Here is a 20,523-nt window from a genome sequence, read left to right on the forward strand (position 1 = left end):
GCTTGCTTTAACCCGTTTGAGTATTTAATTATTTTTTAGCTTCTTAACTTTTACGTTGAAGTCAACACCAGCTACCGGCATTTTCTTCCATTCGCCGTTTTGATTGCGGAAAGTGCCGCCATTAAACAAGCCAATTGAAAATGAAGGTTCAGAGCCTTTGTGTGTATTTAACCACTCAATGGCTACAAGCAGCGTACCCTTAGCAATTACATTGTAAGGCTCGAGGTTTACATCTACCCTTGATTTACCGTAAGGAATAGCACCTATGATATCAGTTTTAACAAAGTTTTGCTGCGTGTTAACACCATCAAATTCAAATACATTTACCTTGAATTTAAGGGTATCGCTGTTGTTATTTTCCACCCCGAAATTAAGGTTAAGTAACTGTACATCCTTTTTTCCGGCGTTCATCTTAATGCCAATTTGCTGACCTTTCACAACAGGGAACGACGCATTGCTGGTACCTTTGCGTGGTTTATTACCAATGGTTTTTACTTTATCCTGAGCTTGAGTAGTCGACGCAGTAAACATGAACACTGCTATAATCAGAGGCAGGCTTTTTAAAAATTTCAACATAACGGTATATTTATAAGATGTGTAAGAGCAAGACGCACTGACTTGAAAAATGGTTGCAGCAATTATAGTTTTTATCCGGCTACAAATTTAACCGTCGAAAGCAAACAGATCATATATCTTTTTCGTCTTCGTGCAGTATGTTTACACGTAAGGCTCGTAATCCTGATATACTCTGTAACTCTTCAACCTCTAATACTTCAACGTCATTACCTAATATACCTTTCTGCTGTAAATGCATTATATGATCGCGGTATTCCCTTTCCTCGTTGGTATTTGCATAAATAATAACTACGGTTCCGGGCTGGGTAATACGCTCATTGGTTCCTTTAATGAATGCCTTGTCAATACGTTTCTTTACAATTTCAAAACGTGCATTATAAGTCCCGTCAACATCAAAACGTTTTTCATCCATCCTAAACCGTATGGACATTGTTGTACTATAGGCCAGCACCAGCGTAGTTACCTCAAGCGTATAAGGCAGCGTAGTTTTATAACGATGGTGTTCGCGTTCCAGTTCACACAGCACTTTTAGCTGCCAAAGCCGAAGACTACGGAAATGCACAGGTAGAAACGTACGGTTAGGCGTTATTGATGATCCGATGTAGAGATTATGTTCTACACCGTCGCTTTTAAAGCGCTCGTAATAATGCGGAAATATTTCCTGTGCGACTGCCTGCCGTTCATCAAGCAACGCAGCCATTTTTTTATTAATAGTTGATACTGTTGTATCATACTTACGCCTGTAAGTGTAATATAAACCTGTATTTTTATCTACCTGCTTAAAATAGTTACCAATTTCGGGGGTGAAATGGCCGCTTACAGTGGCCGACTGCAGTAAAGGATGCACCTTCTCGTCAATAAAATGCTGTATGAATTGTTCTGTATCAGTACGTATGAGTACCGAAGCATTGTGTGTGAGGTTTTTAAACTCCTGCAGCCTTGGCAAGTAAGCTGATGCATGCTTGTCAATGCCTTGTATTTGCAGCACAATAGGCACCAATGCTTCAAGTTGGTTGTTCAAATCCTTTTGAATACTGCGATTACGCGAGTCTGAAGATGCTTTAATATCAACCTGGCCATACAGGGGATAAACGTCTTCAAATACAATTTCCTTTAATTCATATTCAAGATTGTTATCCTGGCGCTCTATAAATTTATAAGCCTCCTTTTCAAATTTCCATTGAACGCTTGGATGCAGTGTAGTGTACTCATTTTGAATAACTGCCTGTATACGGTTTTGCTTGTAGGCTATCTGCCGGTCAATAGTATTTACCAAAAATGGCATTACCACCTCAAGCTTATGTGCATTTACACTGTTCAGTTCGCCTTTTCGTAATGATACCAGCTCAATTATACCCAGCAACTGTTCATTCTTCATTACCGGGGCCAAAATAAAGCTCTGTATATTTTGCCTTAAAAATTCATGAGCCATTTCACTGCCGGGGTGTTCCAAAAAAAACTGACGCGTATCTGATATGGCAAAATACTCACTTTTGCCAAGCAATGCCTGGTATGATTTAGGACCTAAGATATCGGTACTAACGGCCTCATGATTATTGCCCAGCATAAAACTTCTTATTTTACGCAAGGGAGCAATGCTGCTAAACTTATTTTCCTCGGTATTGAACGCAGTGAACCCTATGCGTAAATCGGGGATTTTGTAAATTGACCTGAATATACTTTCAAAATCCTGCTCAATTTCAGTATCGTGTAAATCGGTCAATAGCGTACCTTTTAAAGCCGATACTGCATTTTCAATTGTAGAATCAAAGAGGTTAACGATGGCAAAGCCTTTCAATAAATAGCTACCCTGCGGAAACAATCTCTTCCACAACTCAAGATTATCGTAACTGTTAATTAGCTCATTAATATCAGCCTCGGTAAGCTTTACAGCTTTATCTGTTGGGATTATTTCTAAAAAATCAGCGTTGTATAGAATTCGGTAATGCCTTATGATACCCGTTGCGGTTGGTATATCATAAAACATGGGTTTTGCAAAATCAAGCTGTGTGTTGTAAAATTCATTAAGCACTAAGCAACAGCTCATTACGTAAAACTGGTGGCTGTCAAAATCACGTATGGAGATGTCAAAATCGGTACCGGCAGCGCTCAAGATGTTTTTAAATCGCTGAGTACTATTGAGCATAAAATTATGAAACGGCACCGTAACGCCTTTTATCTCGTTTTGAGTAAGTGCCGCCGGAAACAAGTCTTCAAGAAGGTAATTAATTACCGGGGCGTGTTGCTCTAATTCTTCCTGGTGTGTAAATCCTGTTCGCAGCTGCGGGTAGGGCTCTATTTCCTTCAACAAGTATGCAGCACGCTCAGCAGCATAGCCAGTTTGTTGGGCAGCCACCTTTTCCAGGTGCTCAATAAGCACGTGAAATGATATATGAATTTCGAAAGGGCTATCTTTAAAGGGCTGAACACTCATTACTTAATTGATAGGTTTGGCAAAACTAACTAAAATACTTTTTAACAATTAAGCAACCAGGCCAAGGCCATTAAATCTGATGGTATAATTACAAAACTGTTGAAATAAATTGGATGCTTAAAGCCTTACATTGAGTGATACATATGGGTACCAGCCCTCGGTAGAGTGACCGGCCAAAACCTGTATTACTGCTAGCCCTGCCGGTGCAAAGTAAACTCCGCCCCCTGTACCCGCATGCCATTTATTTGATGATTGCCCGCGCACCCAAACCCTGCCGGTATCATAAAATCCTGTTACCCCTAACTGCCCGGGCAACACATAACCGGCAATGTTAAATAGGTTAAGGCGCGCCTGCAGGTTGTTGTAAAACATATGATCGCCGGCAAAGCGGTTACCCAGGTAGCCCAGTAAGTTTCCGCCCTGTCCGCCTAAAAACATTGACTGATAAAATGCCGGCTTACCAACACTTAGGCCGCCGCCAACCCTGTCTGATATTACAAACGTGCCTTTGGCATTAAGGCTAAAGTAGTAGGTAAACTCCGGGCGTATTTGCGCAAAGGACCTTGTATAGCTATTTAAACCGTTATATGCCTGCAAGGTAACGTTAACATAATAACCGTTGCTGGGCAATACATTACTGTTACGTTTATTGGCGTTGAAATTAACCAGCAATCCAATATGGGCTTTGTCTTTATTAACAGTCAAGCTATCATAAGAATTCAAAAGGTTGGGATTGTTAATAAAACGACCTTCATTGTCTTCGCGGTGCAGGCGATAGTATTGAAACGATGGCCCTGCACTCAGGGTGGTATTAGCGCCCAACCACCAGCGCAATGCGGCATCAACCTGGTAGGTGTTATAACGCGTACGGTAAAAGCGCCTGTACCCCGGAAATTTGAACAAAGGCGTTTCATTACCTCTGCCAAAAAAGTTGAGGGTATTGTTTGGAGCCTGCACAAATGCGTTTAATACAATGTCGGCCTTGCCGATAGCATCTATCCACTCACCATTATATTTTATACGAAAAGCATCGGTTGCAAAAGCGTGCGTAACCAAAAGCTGCTGTATACTGGCATACGGCAACTTACGAAAGCCATTCCTTCGGGTATACTTAAATCCTGCGCCAAGTAATATGCCGTCATCAGGGTTTATTGCCCCTGTTGCCAGCGGCATCCATACATTGTAAGGGTTATTTTGAACAAATTGGGTATTTAATGAATCATTGCTTAAATGTGTTTTCAACAAGCTACCGTTGCCGGTTATGGCTACACTATCTCTGCGGTTGTAAATACGTACTTTGCTTTGTGCCTGTTGTACATCATAAGTTTTTTGTCCTTTAGCGCCGATAATCCGCAGCTTTATGGGTGAGTGTGTATAATTAATAACCACCTTATCGTTTCCGGCCTCGGTGTATAATCTTATTTCACGGGTAATTTGCGGGTTATAAACCATGCTGAGCAATTCATCCTCAACCTCGCCTGCTTTACTTATTTTATTTATTTGTATACGCATGCCGCCATCAGCAGCATCAGTTATTATTACCTGTTCGTTTTTGTCAGTGGTGCGCAGGTCTACAGTTTTGTTTACAAACCGGTAATACTCATCCATTGCCGTAGGTATATTGTTACGGCGTTGCTTTAGCTTATTAAAAAGTTCATCATGCCGTATTTTATAAACTTCGGGCGGAAGCAGCTTTAGTGAAGCCTCCAGCACCTCATCGCTCTCTGCCTTCACAAAGTCATTTGCCATACGCATCCAGTCGTTATAACTAATTTGCGCATCGGGCAACGGCTGTATAAACCGGGTTTTTATCAGTGAGTATTTTACCCTTGGTATGTCTCCGTCAAAATGATCAAGCGTTGGGCTAATCCATGACCGGGCAGCCAGTGATGGCAACACCCCTTCACTAACATGAAAAACCTGATCACGATCTCGTGGAACAGCGTAATATTTTTTGTCTTTATTCTTTTTTTCGTAAGCCCAACGCCATTGGTCTTCATGACGGTCCCAATCACCTAAAAGCAAATCGAGCATGCGGGCTTTTAAAAATTGTTCACCGTTAACCCGGTTATCATTGTCTTCTTTAAGCTCGCCCAGCATTTTGTCAGTGTTGTCTGATTTACCGGTGGGTTCGCGCTCTTCAAGTAGTACTACCAAGCCATTGAATATTTTGCTGTACTCACCTAAAGCAGCATCGGGCGCAATTACGCCAATTATCGGGTTAGCATGAGGCACGCCTGCAGCATCAGCAAGCGGCGGAACAACCAGTGCCGAATACGGATGCTGACTGCTTAATGCATCATCAAGCCAATCAATAGCAAATGTACCTCTGAAATTTGGTGGAAGTAGTTTATCAGGCGTTTTCTCAACGCTTCTTATAACCCACTCTTTACCGTTTTTATCTTCGAGCCTTAATGATTTTGATTGCAAACCACCACCTTGCTTAAGCGGCTTGAGGCCACCATAAACTTCAGATATTTTTATAAGCGGCAGTTTAACAGTTGTAGCCCATTCCTCACGGTAGTTTTTGCCAAATAGCCATTTATGAATACCGCTTACCTGGTTGTATGACGGGTGGACTTTTACTAAGGTGCTATCAGCAAAATAAGCCGTTGATTTTTGCTGAGCATAACTTGCTGCTGCTATACCAAGCAGTGATGTGAGTAAGGTGAATTTGCGAAGCATAACGCCTTTAATGTTTGCAAGTGTAAAATAAGCAAAAATTAAAGCGTCAAATCCTATCGCATTTGTAATAAATGCGCTTTTTAATCAATTATTGACTAAAGTGCCGTTATATGCAAGCCTTTACCGGCCTACGCTTGCTTTCCTTATCCTGCTTAATGTTTCGGGCGATATGCCTAAATAAGAAGCCACCATACTTTGGGGAAAGCGCTGTAAAAAATAAGGATATGTATTTTGCAGGTTGTTAAACCGCTCTTCGGCCGTAAGGCTTATAGCAGCGTGCACCCTGTTTTGGGTGGCAATATTTGCTCGCTTGTCAAGCTCCTTTATCATACCGGCAAAAGCAGGTACCTGGGTTTGCAGTTCCTCGCTTTGGGTATTTGATATTATGAGTAGTTCAGCATCTTCAACAGCGTCAATATTATATTTTGATGGCGTTTGCAGCATATAGCTTTCATAGTCGGCTACCCACCAGTTTTCTAAACTAAAACGTATAATATGCTCATGGCCCTTATCATCAACTGAATACATACGAAAAGCACCTCTTATAACGAAGCCAATTTGTTTGTTTACATCGCCTTCCTGTAAATAATATTGTCGCTTTCTCAGTTTACGCAGTTTAAAGGTTTGCTCTATAAGCTTTTTATCGCCGGCGCTTAAATTACTTTTGGCGTAGTTTTCAATATAATTAAATAGGGCCTCGAACATCTCCTAACGTTACAATAATGGCAATTTTAGCTTGATTATTTTATAGGTTTCATGCAAATGTAAGCCAATTGTAATCAATTTATAATCCAATTGTCATTACCATTGTTGAGTGTTGTAACTTGCAAATAGCCGCTGCACCTTTGCTTCCATATTTTACTTAAACCGTGTTCACACGATTTTGCAAAATCGGTTCTCAGGTTGCTGGTACAACTATTAAAAACAGCATTCCTGATAAATATCAACTGCACTTTTTAGCAAACTCCAATTTGCAACGCACTGGCATAACCCGTTTTGTGATATCTGAACCCAGCAACCTTTAAGGTCATGAAACTCTTTACTAAGTTAGTATTAATCATCAGTATAATTACTGTTTCCTTTAACACGCTGTATGCACAAAGCACTGTTGTAAAAGGCACTGTAACCGATGCCAAAACAAAAGAAGCATTACCCTATGTAACGGTAACATTTGGCGACAGCAACCAGGGTGCACCAACAGACGGCCAGGGACGCTTTATCATAAGAACCAACGATAAGTTTGAATACATTAAAGTGAACTACGTTGGCTACCGTACGGCTACCCGTAGCATTGAGGCCGGGCAAGAACAAACCATAAATATTGCCATAACCGCTGATAGCAAGCAGTTGGGCGATGTTGTTGTAAAAGCCGGTAAAAAAAAGAAGTATACCAATAAAAATAACCCTGCTGTTGAGCTTATAAGGCAGGTAATAGCCCACAAAGCACAAAACCAGGTAACCAGCTATAACTTTGCCGAGTATAAGCAGTATGAGCGCATGACCTTTTCGCTTAGCAACCTTAGCGACAAGTTTAAGAACAGAAAAATTTTTAAAAATTACCAGTTCATGTTCCGCGAGCAGGATTCAACTGCTATTGGCGGTAAAACATTGCTGCCTTTATATATGGAAGAGAAACTTTCGGCTAATTATTACCGCAAAGTTCCTTACGCCCAAAAGCAGGTGGTTGAAGCCAACAAGCAGGTTAAGTACGATGAAACATTTGTTGATAACCAAGGCCTCACCACCTACTTCAACCGCATGTATCAGGACATTAATATTTACGATAACAACGTATCGTTGCTGAGCAACCAGTTGTTAAGTCCTATCTCTGATAATTCGCCTAACTACTATAAGTTTTTTATTACCGATACCATAAAAGATCAAAAACCTAATCTTATTGAATTAAGCTTTACGCCACGCAATACCATTAACAAGCTTTTTGAAGGCCGCATTTATATTACTATGGATGGCAATTATGCTGTGCAAAATGCGGTGCTTACGGTGAATAAGAACATCGATCTTAACTTTGTACGCCAAATGGAGGCGCGCTTATCATTCGAAAAAAATTCGGATAACCGTTACCATCTAAGCCAAAGCAATTTAAAAATTGAGTTTGCTTTAAATAAAAATAAAGGCGGTGGTGTATTTGGTGAACGCCTGGTTACCATACGCGATTTTAAATTGAACTCGCCCCGACCCAAAGAAACTTATGACGGCCCTGCCCAGGTATATGCAAAACAGTCTGACGTACAAACTGATGCTTACTGGACCGAAAGCCGCCCAGATACGCTTGACAAAGCCGCTGCCGATTTATATAAAAACGTAGATAGCCTGCAAACCATACCATCGTTTAAACGCACTATGGATATTGCTACGTTGGTGCTGGCCGGTTACAAAAATTTTGGGCCGTTTGAAATGGGACCGGTTAACACGTTTTACAGCTTTAACCCGGTTGAAGGATTCAGAGCTCGCTTGGGCGGCCGTACTACCACTGCGCTAAGCAAACGGTATTACTTTGAAACTTATGGAGCATATGGCACCCGCGACCAAAAGTTTAAATACTTCCTAAGCTCTACGTATTCACTAAACAACAAGTCTATATACTCGTTTCCACAAAACTACATTCGCGCCAGCTTTCAGCATGATACCAAGGTACCAGGACAGGAACTTGAATTTGTGCAAGAGAGCAACTTTCTACTGTCATTTAAACGTGGCGCTAATGATCAGTGGCTGTATAACGACATCTTTAAACTTGATTACGTACACGAGTACTTAAACCACTTTTCGTACGCTGTAGGCTTTAAAAAATGGAATCAAAGTCCGGCTGGGGCGTTACAATTTCAAAACCTCCTGCCAAACGGAGCCTTGAATAATGTAAACCTTATTCACACTACCGAACTGTCTTTACAGTTGCGCTTTGCACCGCACGAAAAGTTTTATCAAGGTAAATTGTATCGTACACCTATTCCTGATAAGTACCCTATTTATACCCTGCGTTATACACAAGGATTTAGAGGCTTATTAGGTGGCGACTACAACTACCAAAACGTTGTAGGTAACATTAGCAAACGCTTTTACCTATCGCAACTAGGCTTTACTGATGTTAGCACCGAAGGTGGCTACCTGTTTGGCAAAGTACCGTTCCCTTTAATGGATATACACAGGGCTAATCAAAGCTATGCTTTCCAGTTTCAGTCGTTTAACATGATGAACTTTCAGGAGTTTGTGAGCGACCATTACGCCACGCTTACCATTGACCATAATTTTAACGGCTTTTTGTTTAACAAAATACCGTTACTACGCCGTTTAAAACTGCGCGAGGTGGTAAACTTTAAAGGTTTATGGGGAGGTGTAAGAGCCGAAAATAACCCGGCTAATGACCGTTCCCTGCTGCGCTTTCCAACCAACAGCTCGAGCCTTGCAACAACCTATACGCTTAACAATGGCATGTATGCCGAGGGAAGCGTGGGCATTGGAAACATATTTAAAGTTTTAAGGTTTGACCTGGTACGCCGCTTTACCTATTTAGATAACCCTAACGCTCCTAAGCTTGGTTTAAGAACATTTGTGAAGTTTGATTTTTAAGCAGGCAGACAAATAAGAAATACAAAATTGCGGGTTTTACCTTAAAATAATACGCACAGGCACAGCTACCACCGGGACAGGGCCGCGTATTTAAGAGGTAAAAGCCGCAATTTTTTTATATGATGATTGCTAAAGCCGCAAGCCTTCAATTTACCAGCAGCTTATATCCCCGGCCATGCACATTGATGATTTCTACACGCGGGTCATCTTTAAGGTACTTACGTATCTTACTTAAAAAAACATCCATACTACGGCCATTAAAGTAGTTATCGTCATTCCAGATGTTGAGCAGGGCTTCTTCGCGGGTGAGCACTTCATTTTTTTTAAGGCACAACAACCGCAACAAGGCAGCTTCCTTGGTTGATAGCTTTTGAACCAATCCATCGGCAGTTATAGTTTGTGAAGTAAAGTCAAAATCGTATTTACCAATTTTAAATGTAGTAGGCTTTTCCTCTTCGGTGCTGCCGGCGGCAGTACGCTTTAAAAGCGCATTTATACGAAGCAGCAATTCCTCAATGCGAAAGGGTTTGGTGATATAGTCATCGCCACCTAAATTAAATGCCTGGGTTTTGTCCTCAATCATGGCCTTGGCAGTAGCAAAAATAATAGGCACATGCTCATTTATTTTGCGTATTTCCTTGCCCAGGGTAAATCCATCCTTTTTAGGCATCATTACATCCAGTATCAGCAGGTCAAAATCACTTTTGGTAAATTCCTTTAATCCGGCATCGCCATCTTTGCAAAGCACTACATCAAATTTGCCTTTAAGCTGCAGGTAGTCTTGCAACAGGGCGCCCAGGTTGGCGTCATCTTCTACCAATAGTATTTTCTTCATGCAATATTGAATTTCAGTTCAAATTCAGAACCTTTTTCTTTTTCCGAACGAACGCTTATCATCCCTTCCAGGCGCTTAACTATAGTATTTACATAACTAAGTCCTAACCCAAATCCTTTAACATCATGCAAATTACCTGTAGGTACGCGGTAAAACTGCTCAAATATTTTGGCTTGTTGGTCGCGGCTCATACCAATGCCTTTATCGGCCACACGTATAACCAGTTGGCTGCCTTTATTAAGAGTGCTTATGGTAAGTTCGGGCTCATCTTTACTATACTTAACCGCATTATCAATTAAATTGAATATTACGTTGGCAAAGTGAAGCTCGTCGGCCTCTATAACGGCAAATTCGGCATCTAAGTGCAAATCAAGTTGGGCATTGCTCTTTTGCAGCTTTAGCTGCATGCTGTCTAATACATCGGTTATCAGTTCGTTAACATCAACCGGTTTTTTGTCGAGCTTGAAGTCGTTTTTCTCAATACGGGCAATGTTCAAAACGCGCTCAATGTGGCTACCCAGGCGGGCATTCTCTTCATAAATTATGTCGGCCAAGCGGGTTACGCGGGCTTTGTCTTCAATAATCTCCTGATCTTTTAAAGCCTCACTGGCAATCATGATGGTTGATACAGGCGTTTTAAATTCATGCGTCATGTTATTGATAAAATCGGTTTTCATTTCCGAAATTTTCTTTTGACGCAGTATGGTGAATATGGTGTAACCAAAGCATACAATAAGCACCATTAACAAACCACCACTAATGCTAAGCATGTAAGTCATGCTGCTTAATATGTGCGAGTTTTTATCAGGAAAAAACAGCTGTATCTTACCCGGATCGTTAATTACATCCTTAGTAAAAATTGGGGTTTGATAGGTTTCGCTGGCATAAAACACAGGCTTCTCTCCTACCATGTCATATGCTTTTGAAAATATGAGCGAATCGTTATTAGCCGTGCTTACTTCATAGCTAAAAGGCAACATAATGCCTTTGTTATGTAATTCAAACCGCAGCAACGAGTCAATCCACAGGGTATTGATGCGGTCCTTTAATGGCTGGCCTGAGTTTTTATACTCTTCGGCCAGGTTTTGCATTACGGTGAAGTTGGTTAACGTTACCTCGGTTTCTTTTTGATTTAATTTGGCAAGTGAATCTGCACGCAGCATTTGCTTTATTTGGGCAACCTTGCGCTCCTTTACTTTACGGTCATGCTCGCGCTGCCAGTAAGGGTTAATTCTTACCCGGGCCACTACCTGCGGGCCAAACTGCGGGTCAAGATAATGTTGGTAAGTAGTATCGTATTTGTGAACCTTGTTGCCACGTTTTGTTGGTGGCAATTTGGTTATTTCAAGCGGTCCCCTGTTTTGGTGCAGAATACCAAATTCATCAACAAATTCTTCAATCTGGATTTTTACATTCACCATTTCCTCCTGCGGCAAACCGTAAAGTTCCTCATCCAGTTTGGTGCGCAGGATGATGTATTTTAAGCTGTCGCGCAGTTTGGCAATGCGTAAATCATGCTGCTTGCGGCTTTGCGTTGCGGTGGTGTTTGCCGAACTATCGGTAACAAATTTTTTTACCTTGGTTTTAGTAAACTTACGGTCTTCCTTAACAATCAGGCTATCGGCCTGCTTATCAATAAACCTATTGGCATCCTTTTTTTCAAGCTTTGATACCACAGTGTTTAAAGCCTCATGCACATCGCGGTCAAATAACTCCGACTGCATATGATAGGATTGCCGCAGAAAAAAATATTGCATGGCCACCACTCCCAGCAAGGCAAACCCCATAAGGCCAATTATTAAACCAATACTTCTCTTCTTCATTACTCAACAAAAATAATTGAAATACAAGAGCGTAACATCAGTTTAACAATTTTTAACAGTTGCGAGTTAGAGCTACGAGCCAAGAACCAAGAACCAAGAAAAAACTGAATAACAAAAAAAGAGGCATCTGATTATCAAATGCCTCTTTTTTTATTATGCCATAAATCCTGGCTCTTAGGTCTTAGCTCTTGCTTCTGCAGTTTAGAACGGCAAGTCGTCATCATCAGGTGCAGAGTTGATGTCAACCGGCGGAGCGTAGTCAGGGGTTGCTGCTGCAGCACCACCGCTTAGTACGTTAAGGCGCCATAACTGCAATGAGTTAAAGTAGCTTTTTTTACCGGTTTTATCAGTCCATGGGCGGCCGCGAAGGTTAAAGAATACCTCAACGTCGTCACCAACTTTAACAGCATCCAATAAATTGCAACGATCCTGGATGGCTTCAAATTTAATATACTCAGGGTATTGCGGGTTTTCTATATATTCTACAATAAGTTCTCTCTTTTTTAAAGATTCGGTAACTTGCTGTGTAGGAGTAACTTCGTGTACTTTGCCTTTAATATCCATAATTCTTGCTTATAAAACGTAAAGTTAATAGTTACAATTGTAAATCGGGCATTTTTTAATTCATAAATTTGTAGCCACATGCAAATTTATCAAACCGAAAGTAAGATCATTATTACCTGTAATAAACGCCTTGCACCATACCTGCAACAGGAGGTTGAAGCGTTAGGGTATACCATTAAGCGCGCGTTTCAAACCGGCGTTGAATTGGTTGGAACAGTTAATGATTGTATACCATTAAATCTTAACCTGCGCTGCGCCAGCCAAGTATTGTATTCGCTTGCAAGTTTTGAAGCAGCCGATCCGCAACGCCTTTATAACGAACTGGTACAGATTGAGTGGGAAAACCTGCTTGACTTTAGCGGCTATTTTTCTATTACCTCTAACGTAAATAACGAGCACATACTTACGCCGCTTTTTGCCAACGTAAAAGTAAAAGACGCCATAGTTGACCGTATAAAAGAAAAGAAAGGCATCCGCCCAAATTCAGGTCCGGAATTGAATAAAGCCGTACTGCATCTTTACTGGCAGGATGACAAGGCCGAAATATTTGTTGATACCTCGGGCGAAACGCTGGCAAAGCATAGCTACCGTAAAATTCCGGGTAAAGCTCCTATGCTCGAAGCATTGGCAGCATCAACCATTATGGCAACCAGCTGGGACAGGCAAAGCAGCTTTATAAACCCTATGTGCGGTTCAGGCACACTGGCTATTGAAGCGGCACTGCTTGCTACCGATAAAAGCCCGGGCTTGTTCAGAATGAATTATAGCTTTATGCACTTTATGGGTTATGATGAGCAGGTGTTTTTTACCGAACGCCGTAAGCTTAAAGATAAAGCCAAAAAGGAAACAGGTTTCAGAATTCTGGCAACCGACTTATCTGAAGATGCCGTTGACGTGGCCCGTAAAAACGCCCGCACAGCTGGCGTAGAACATTTGATTGAATTTGCTGTTTGTGATTTTGCAGACACCGAAGTACCTGAGCAGCCCGGCGTAGTAATGTTTAATCCCGAGTATGGTGAGCGCCTTGGCACACACACCAAACTTGAAGCAACCTATGCACGCATTGGGGATTACCTTAAGCAAAAATGTAAGGGCTATAAAGGCTATGTGTTTACCGGCAACCCCGATTTGGCAAAAAAAATTGGCTTACAAGCCAGTCGCCGTATAGAATTTTACAACGGTAAGCTTGACTGCCGCTTACTGGAATACAGCATTTACGATGGCAGCAAACGCGAACCAAAATCAGTTTAAATGAAACGCTTACTATTTTTGGCCACAATATTATTGTGCGCTATGTTTACACAGGCACAGCAGCAAATGCCTTTTCCGTTTCAGGGCGGTAAGGACGTAATGATGACGTTTTTTAAAGAGAACGTAGTGTTACCTAAAGCTCTTAAAGACAAAAAAGCAACCGGTACAGCTGTCATAAAATTTACAGCCGACCCTAAAGGCGCAATACAAAAAATTGTGGTTTACTATGCCGACGACTACAGCATTGCCATGCCGTTTATTGAGGCGCTGAAAAAATCAGATAAAAAGTGGATTATTTTTGATGGTGAAAAAGTACACGACTTTATAATTTCATGTACCATCAACTTAACACCGGGTAATGCCACGGCCGCTGTACAAAAACAGGTATACGAATCATACAACCAGCGTAAGCCAATTTTTGCCAGCAACCCTATCCCTTTAGATATGGCCACCCTGCTGCCTGCCATTATAACCACCTATTAACGTAAACGCAGTGTTGGTTTTAAACTAATTTAATTTACAAGATTTAAAACAGCTTTAAAACCGCAGGCTATTTTACTTCGTAAGTCATGGTATTAATTGAAGATACCGATGCAGAAGGACGTGTATACGAGCAAGATCAAGAATGTTGCGACTAACATTCGTAAAATCAGAGAGTACAGAAATTATACTCAAGAATACTTAGCCGTTAAGCTTGATATTTCGCAAAACGCCTACAGTAAAATTGAATTGGGTTATACCAAAATAACCCTTGAAAGGCTTTTCCAGATTGCACTGATACTGGAAGTTGATGTAATTGAATTGATAAAAGCCAACGATAATGAGGTTATGCTCATTATAAACGGATCAGCAGTTGCAAGTTAAATCTTAATATGCGTTTATATTTGCCAGTTCAAATATAAACGCATTTTTATGACCTCCTCCCAGCAACTCATTAATCAAACAGCACAATTTGTACAGCAAACCCTTCAAAACGCCGAAGGGGGGCATGACTGGTGGCATATATTGAGAGTTTGGAACAACGCAAAAATGATTGCGAAAACTGAACCTGCCAACATGCTTATTGTTGAGCTGGCCGCCTTGCTGCATGATATTGCAGATAGTAAGTTTCACAACGGTAATGAAGAAATTGGTCCGCAAACAGCAGTTACTTTTTTAAAAGCTCAAAACGCTCCTGAAGATGTAATTGAACATGTTGAATTGATTATAAGGCACATGTCTTTTAAGGCAAGTTTTGATGGCAGCCAGTTTCATTCTCCTGAGTTAGCCGTAGTGCAGGATGCCGACCGGTTAGATGCTATTGGGGCCATTGGTATAGCACGCGCTTTTACCTACGGCGGGTTTAAGGGGCGTGAACTTTACAATCCCGAGATTAAGCCAAACCTTAACATGAGTAAGGAAGAATACAAGAACTCTGCTGCTCCCACCATTAATCACTTTTACGAAAAACTTCTGCTTTTAAAAGATAAAATGAATACGGCATCAGCCCGTAAATTTGCCGAGGAACGCCACCGTTATATGGAAGCATACCTGACTCAGTTTTATGGTGAGTGGAACGGGCAGCTTTAGACCGAAAATTAAATTCACATTAGATTTTATGGGCAGATATAAACACGTTAGCTATGTGCATATATTTGCTCTAATAAATTTCTAATAAGTAGTGAAAAAATCGCTTTTGCTGGTAACGGCTCTGTTAATGCCAGCAGTTTTACTGGCACAGGATACAACTAAATTGCAGCGTTTTAACCTGCATTTTCAACAAACGGTAATCACACAAACTAAACCAGGCTTCAAAGCCGCATATACTGGTCAAAACAGCCTGTTGCCCCAAAGCGAAACCGCAACATCATTAACTACTACCCTTTATGGTGGTACCCGTTTATGGAAAGGAGCTCAGGCTTACTTTAACACCGAAATGTCGGGCGGGGCGGGTTTTAGCAAAACATTGGGCGTTGCAGGCTTTCCAAACGGTGAAACCTTCAGGGTTGGGAGCGCCGAACCTAAAATTTACATTGCCCGCCTATTTGCATCACAAGTATTTGAGTGGGGCAATGATTATGAAAATGTTGAGGACGATTTAAACCAACTTGCCGGCAAGAAAAGTAAGCGATACATAAGCATCACAGCCGGTAAGTTTGGCATATCTGACTTTTTTGATAATAACAGCTTCAGCCATGATCCGCGTACACAGTTTATGAACTGGAGCTTGATGAGCAATGGTGCCTGGGACTACCCGGCCAATACGCGTGGATACATTATTGGAGCAGTGGCCGAACTAGGTTTACCCAACTGGTCGTTACGATATGCTTTCACCATGGTACCTACACAAGCCAACGGCTCGGTGTTAGATGAAAGAATTGGCAAGGCCAATACACAAACACTCGAGTATGAGCAGCGCTACAAATTAAATGGTAATGCCGGCGCTTTCCGCTTATTGGCTTTTTATAATAAGGGCAAAATGGGTAAGTATAATGATGCTGTTGCAGCAAATACCTTACTGCCTGATGTAAGCTCAGTTACCTCATACGGAAACAAAAAGTACGGCTTTGGCATTAACGCCGAACAGTATTTAACGCCCGACTTTGGCATTTTTGCAAAGGCATCTTACAATGATGGAAAAACTGAAACATGGTTTTTTACCGAGATCGACCGTTCGGTTAGTTTAGGTGCTGTACTCAAAGGAACACGATGGAAACGTGCCGATGATGAACTGGGCATAGCTTTTGCCGGCAACGGAATATCTTCCGAACACCGTAAATATCTTGCAGCAGGTGGTTATGGATTTATAATAGGCGACGGCAGGCTAAATTACAGCACCGAAATGCTTGCCGAATTGTACTACAAACTCAATGCCTACCAGCATAAGGTTTGGCTAACGCCAGATTACCAGTTTATTGTTAACCCGGCTTACAACAAAGACAGGGGCCCGGTGCATGTATTTGCCCTACGAGCCCATGTGGAGTTTTAAGCGTTGTCAGCTTTAGGTTGAGCCTTAGGAAACTGCAGGTAAAAGATTGTTCCTTTATTTAATTCTGTTTCGTAAGATACCTTACCGCCTGCGTTTTCAATGGAGTTTTTAATGAACGCCAAACCTAAACCAGTGCCCGAGCTTTTGGTAGTAAAGTTTGGTTCAAAAATGCGTTCCCTCAGGTTTTCAGGTATACCATTTCCGTTATCCCGAATTTTTAACAGTATCTGATCACTTGATATTTCATAAATAATATCAACAATACCCAACCTTTCGGGCGGCATAGCTTCAATTGCATTTTTTAGCAAGTTATTAAAGCATCTTAAAAGCTGATCACGGTCAGCACTGATCATAAAAGGCTCCCCGGGCGCTTCATAATTAATGCGCACATTATCCATGTGCTTGAATATGATAACGGCCTGCCCAAGGGTTTCAAAAATATCTAAACGCTCCATTTTCGTATCAGGCATTTTAGCAAAGGCCGAAAACTCCGAGGCAATGGATGATAAGCTTTCAATTTGTTCAACAAACGATTTGCTGAAACGCTCAAATTTCATGTCAAACTTAGGATCTTTGTCTTTCCATGATTTTTCTAAAAGCTGCAAGCCAAGTTTTAATGGTGTAAGCGGATTTTTGATTTCGTGAGCCACCTGCTTGGCCATTTCACGCCAGGCGCTCTCCCGTTCGGATTGTGCCAGTTTATTTGCACTATGCTCAAGGGCGGCAATCATTTTATTATACTCTTTAACCAGTGCACCAATCTCATCATCGCGCTCCCATTTAATAGGCTCGTTCTTTTTACCGTAAATGGTTTTACTCAGGTTATATTGTATAAAGCTTAACGGGTTGGTTATTTGGCGGGCTACCAAAACGGCAAATACACCTATAGCAACAAATATAAACGCATAGATATTGATCATGGCATTCAGGAATGCATTCAGGCGTTCATAGTAGTCGGTTTGGTTTGAAAAGTAAGGCACCTGTAAGTAACCGGTAGTAAGGTTTTGATTGTTGCGCAAAGGCACATAAGCTGTTTTATAACTTAAAGCAGCAATTTTTTCATTGTTAATGAGCAGTGATTTTTGCCTGCGGCTTAGCATTATGTAAGCCTTTGCATGCATACGCCTGCCCAGCAAGCCATACTCATAAATTTTGGGCTGAGTTGATATTACGGGCCGCCCCTGGGTATCAAACAATATTAAATCGGCCGAAAAGTTATCAGCAAAGTTATTGAACCTTACTTGCGTAGCTTCATCAATATTACGTATCCCTCCCGGAAAGTAATTTTCAAACTTAGAAGCAATAGTGTTTATTTTATTGCTAATGGTTTCATCCTGCTGCTCGAGGTATTGTGCTTTGATTGACCAGTAGGTAATTAAGCCTACCAATGCAAGCGTAAACACAACAGCAAATATCATTGAAAACTGTATACGCGTTTTATATAGCAGCCTTTCAAATTTAAATCCTAAATTCCAGGTAATGTGTTGAGGGGTTATTTTAACAAAAGTTATACGTTTCCAAAGCCATACAAAGGTGATAAGCACCGCACTGAAAATCATTAACACTACAAAAAAGAAGGTTAAAGAGGCAATGTTATTAAGTATACTGTTTACAGGCTTTGATACTACAATAACCTTACGCAAACTTGGCTGATATATCAGGTGGCTGTAACGCGTAAAACGCTGCAGCCATGATGTTTCTTCATTATCGTGATTACTACGGCTGCTTGTTTTAAATAAGTATTGCTTTAGCCTGCCTTTAAAATCGTTATTTACAACATCGTAATCAAACTTGCCGCTCTGACTTAGCAACCGTCCGTCACTGTAAAATGCGTATGAGTACTCTTTAAACCGAGCATCACTTCTTAATTGATTTTCTATCAACAGCTCTGGAAAATTGCTGGTTGAATGTATAGGCTTTGCCTTGAGTTCTATAATAACAGTTCCGAGGTTGGCTTCGCCCTCATAAACGGGTATAATGGCAAAGTAATTTTGAAATCCAAAGTTCTCGCTTTCACGGTAAAAATATTGGCTAACCTTAAGCGAGCTGAATATTACCATGTCTTTAAAATCATTCAAGGCGTAATTATTACCTTCAATAATGGCGTTTCCGCTTGAGTCAAATTCATGAACCTTGCAATCATAATCGGCCAGGTAACCATCAAAATACCTTTTAGCAAAGCGATTTTTCAAGAATCCCTCATTGTGCTCCTTTTCTTTAAAATAGTGAGTAAGTGCAGGGTCGGCCACAATACGCTTTTCAACCTTCTTAAATATATTTATGATGCGCGGGTTCTCTCCATCATTTAACCGTGCAACCAACTGCTTGCGCGTTTCCTGCTCTTTCATTGATTCAAAATCGCTGAGCTTTACGGAAGCAATAAGGGCACAAATAAATATCATACCACCGTATGAAAGTGCTGTAAGCTCACCATTTATTTTACGGTTGGCATATAACCTTAACAGCACAAGTATTCCCCATAAAATATAAAAAACCGTTGCGCTAAAAATGAATGAAGCTATAGTAGCAATTACGATGGCACCGGTAAAAATGCCCAACTTAATATTGTCTGGTATGTGAAGCTGTTTATTTATAGCCAGGAGTATTTCAACCAGTAAATAAAATATTAAAAAGCCCACACAGGCCATTACAATACCTATTATGCTATAACCGGAAAGATTTAATACGTTGTTTACATCAAAATTGATGTTAGAGTTTATTACAACCTCTTTAAACAGGTTAAGCAACCCGGTAGATACTAATACAAGCAGCGCAACCCCACCGGTAAATAAGGCATAACATGATACCGTACTTAACCGGCCCAAGTCAATTTTAAAACGATTGGTGTAAATGTACCCTACAAACCATAGCGCAAAGAGCAAATTCAATATAATATCACCAAATGTGGGGAATACGGCATTTAATGAATATAAAGCAGGGTTGAACAGCGGTAGGTTATAACTAAAATCGGGGAAATTAAACCGTAGATTAATGAACCTGAGTATAATTATAGTAAGTGCAAGTAACCCAAACGCTGTAAATATTTTTTTGGTGTGCACAAAGTAGTTGCATATGCTGGTTACAAGCAGGCAAAAGGCAATCAAAGCAGCTACCCATAAGCAAATTTCCCAGCCTAAGGAGGTATAGTTAACAATCTTTGGGTTGAGCTTAACAGAAAACAGATACCTGTCATCAGAACTGTGAATATGGTAAACACTTTTATCGCCGAAATCGGCAATTTCCATGTTGGCTGCTTTCGAAAGCCCTGGTTCAAAATCGTTGTTTAAGTAAGCGTTTTGGAACGGATACTTGCTTTTGATGAATATGTAGGCTATAACCGTAAAGTTGCCTTCCGTTTTGCGAATGGCCTCATAGTAGCCGTTAGATTCTTTGACAAACGATCTACCCTCGCGAACTTTAAGAGGATCTTCGTGAATAACCTTAATCCCTGTCCAAAAAGTAAGCTTGTTATTGTGGTATGCAAAAAGCCAAATACGCTTATTTACAGTTATTTCATTAATATCTTCAAGCGCAGCTTTATCATTTTGAGGATAGGTTTTAAGCCGCTCAAATGACTTACCCGATAGGATTTGATCAACCTCCTTCTCGCGCTGCTGCAAATTGCTCTGCAATTGGTGAGCGTTGGATGCAAAATCTGTTTGAGGAGTATAGCTACTGCGAACCACTATGGCTGTTAACAGCAAACTGGCGCATAGTATAGCAAGCCATATACGTATTTTGGCGTAGGTAGTCAATTTAGAAGGCGACGATTGAAGCATCAAATATATCATAAAAAACAAAA

General features: G+C 40.9%; 14 protein-coding genes. 6 read left to right on the plus strand and 8 right to left on the minus strand.

The features are described 5' to 3' along the window. Nucleotides 1-24: 24 nt before the first annotated feature. The 4 genes from GO816_RS13975 to GO816_RS13990 all read right to left on the minus strand — a co-directional run bounded on the left by GO816_RS13975 (nucleotide 25) and on the right by GO816_RS13990 (nucleotide 6,400). Nucleotides 25-576: a hypothetical protein gene (locus tag GO816_RS13975; protein ID WP_157542554.1), complete on the minus strand. Its 552-nt coding sequence runs from the start codon at nucleotides 574-576 to the stop codon at nucleotides 25-27. A gap of 109 nt (nucleotides 577-685) precedes the next feature. Further along, nucleotides 686-3,010 (minus strand): GAF domain-containing protein, encoded by a 2,325-nt coding sequence (locus GO816_RS13980; RefSeq protein WP_157542555.1) that lies wholly within the window; start codon nucleotides 3,008-3,010, stop codon nucleotides 686-688. A gap of 117 nt (nucleotides 3,011-3,127) precedes the next feature. Next, nucleotides 3,128-5,695, minus strand: a complete 2,568-nt coding sequence (locus GO816_RS13985) for a BamA/TamA family outer membrane protein (protein ID WP_157542556.1) — start codon at nucleotides 5,693-5,695, stop codon at nucleotides 3,128-3,130. A 120-nt stretch (nucleotides 5,696-5,815) separates the two neighbouring features. Then, entirely contained in the window at nucleotides 5,816-6,400 is a 585-nt protein-coding gene (locus GO816_RS13990; protein WP_157542557.1) for a Crp/Fnr family transcriptional regulator, read from the minus strand. 324 nt (nucleotides 6,401-6,724) lie between these two features. On the opposite strand from GO816_RS13990, the gene GO816_RS13995 reads away from it, so the two are divergent. After that, a complete protein-coding gene (locus GO816_RS13995) occupies nucleotides 6,725-9,280 on the plus strand; it encodes a DUF5686 and carboxypeptidase-like regulatory domain-containing protein (RefSeq protein ID WP_157542558.1) in 2,556 nt (851 codons plus the stop codon). Nucleotides 9,281-9,425: 145 nt separating this feature from the next. Here the strand turns inward: GO816_RS13995 and GO816_RS14000 are convergent, their stop codons facing one another. The 3 genes from GO816_RS14000 to GO816_RS14010 form a co-directional block, all read right to left on the minus strand. Then, a complete protein-coding gene (locus GO816_RS14000; RefSeq protein WP_157542559.1) occupies nucleotides 9,426-10,115 on the minus strand; it encodes a response regulator transcription factor in 690 nt (229 codons plus the stop codon). Then, the gene (locus tag GO816_RS14005) at nucleotides 10,112-11,938 is read right to left on the minus strand and encodes a sensor histidine kinase (RefSeq protein WP_232336577.1); all 1,827 of its coding nucleotides are present in this window, start codon (nucleotides 11,936-11,938) and stop codon (nucleotides 10,112-10,114) included. The genes GO816_RS14000 and GO816_RS14005 overlap by 4 nt, the downstream gene beginning before the upstream one ends. 201 nt (nucleotides 11,939-12,139) lie before the next feature. Then, a complete protein-coding gene (locus tag GO816_RS14010) occupies nucleotides 12,140-12,502 on the minus strand; it encodes a DUF3127 domain-containing protein (protein ID WP_157542560.1) in 363 nt (120 codons plus the stop codon). A gap of 78 nt (nucleotides 12,503-12,580) precedes the next feature. Here GO816_RS14010 and GO816_RS14015 point away from each other — a divergent pair, with 78 nt between their 5' ends. From GO816_RS14015 to GO816_RS14035, 5 genes are all read left to right on the plus strand, one after another. After that, nucleotides 12,581-13,753: a THUMP domain-containing class I SAM-dependent RNA methyltransferase gene (locus GO816_RS14015; protein WP_157542561.1), complete on the plus strand. Its 1,173-nt coding sequence runs from the start codon at nucleotides 12,581-12,583 to the stop codon at nucleotides 13,751-13,753. Beyond that, the gene (locus tag GO816_RS14020; protein ID WP_157542562.1) at nucleotides 13,754-14,236 is read left to right on the plus strand and encodes a hypothetical protein; all 483 of its coding nucleotides are present in this window, start codon (nucleotides 13,754-13,756) and stop codon (nucleotides 14,234-14,236) included. Nucleotides 14,237-14,344: 108 nt separating this feature from the next. Beyond that, nucleotides 14,345-14,617 (plus strand): helix-turn-helix domain-containing protein, encoded by a 273-nt coding sequence (locus tag GO816_RS14025; RefSeq protein WP_157542563.1) that lies wholly within the window; start codon nucleotides 14,345-14,347, stop codon nucleotides 14,615-14,617. A 48-nt stretch (nucleotides 14,618-14,665) separates the two neighbouring features. Further along, nucleotides 14,666-15,322, plus strand: coding sequence for an HD domain-containing protein (locus GO816_RS14030; RefSeq protein ID WP_157542564.1), 657 nt, complete (start codon nucleotides 14,666-14,668; stop codon nucleotides 15,320-15,322). A gap of 91 nt (nucleotides 15,323-15,413) precedes the next feature. Beyond that, complete coding sequence (locus GO816_RS14035; RefSeq protein WP_198171521.1) at nucleotides 15,414-16,721, plus strand: carbohydrate porin; 1,308 nt, start codon at nucleotides 15,414-15,416, stop codon at nucleotides 16,719-16,721. Here GO816_RS14035 and GO816_RS14040 read toward each other — a convergent pair. Continuing rightward, complete coding sequence (locus GO816_RS14040; RefSeq protein WP_157542565.1) at nucleotides 16,718-20,512, minus strand: ATP-binding protein; 3,795 nt, start codon at nucleotides 20,510-20,512, stop codon at nucleotides 16,718-16,720. The two genes, GO816_RS14035 and GO816_RS14040, sit on opposite strands and share 4 nt — an antisense overlap. Between the last annotated feature and the right edge of the window lie 11 nt (nucleotides 20,513-20,523).

The organism is Mucilaginibacter aquatilis, from assembly GCF_009755275.1.
Classification (GTDB): domain Bacteria; phylum Bacteroidota; class Bacteroidia; order Sphingobacteriales; family Sphingobacteriaceae; genus Mucilaginibacter; species Mucilaginibacter aquatilis.

Excerpts from the sequence above, each read along its gene's own strand:
- GO816_RS13975 (WP_157542554.1), bottom strand. The coding sequence starts at position 576 with ATGTTGAAATTTTTAAAAAGCCTGCCTCTGATTATAGCAGTGTTCATG.
- GO816_RS13980 (WP_157542555.1), bottom strand. The coding sequence starts at position 3,010 with ATGAGTGTTCAGCCCTTTAAAGATAGCCCTTTCGAAATTCATATATCA.
- GO816_RS13985 (WP_157542556.1), bottom strand. The coding sequence starts at position 5,695 with ATGCTTCGCAAATTCACCTTACTCACATCACTGCTTGGTATAGCAGCA.
- GO816_RS13990 (WP_157542557.1), bottom strand. The coding sequence starts at position 6,400 with ATGTTCGAGGCCCTATTTAATTATATTGAAAACTACGCCAAAAGTAAT.
- GO816_RS13995 (WP_157542558.1), top strand. The coding sequence starts at position 6,725 with ATGAAACTCTTTACTAAGTTAGTATTAATCATCAGTATAATTACTGTT.
- GO816_RS14000 (WP_157542559.1), bottom strand. The coding sequence starts at position 10,115 with ATGAAGAAAATACTATTGGTAGAAGATGACGCCAACCTGGGCGCCCTG.
- GO816_RS14005 (WP_232336577.1), bottom strand. The coding sequence starts at position 11,938 with ATGAAGAAGAGAAGTATTGGTTTAATAATTGGCCTTATGGGGTTTGCC.
- GO816_RS14010 (WP_157542560.1), bottom strand. The coding sequence starts at position 12,502 with ATGGATATTAAAGGCAAAGTACACGAAGTTACTCCTACACAGCAAGTT.
- GO816_RS14015 (WP_157542561.1), top strand. The coding sequence starts at position 12,581 with ATGCAAATTTATCAAACCGAAAGTAAGATCATTATTACCTGTAATAAA.
- GO816_RS14020 (WP_157542562.1), top strand. The coding sequence starts at position 13,754 with ATGAAACGCTTACTATTTTTGGCCACAATATTATTGTGCGCTATGTTT.
- GO816_RS14025 (WP_157542563.1), top strand. The coding sequence starts at position 14,345 with ATGCAGAAGGACGTGTATACGAGCAAGATCAAGAATGTTGCGACTAAC.
- GO816_RS14030 (WP_157542564.1), top strand. The coding sequence starts at position 14,666 with ATGACCTCCTCCCAGCAACTCATTAATCAAACAGCACAATTTGTACAG.
- GO816_RS14040 (WP_157542565.1), bottom strand. The coding sequence starts at position 20,512 with ATGATATATTTGATGCTTCAATCGTCGCCTTCTAAATTGACTACCTAC.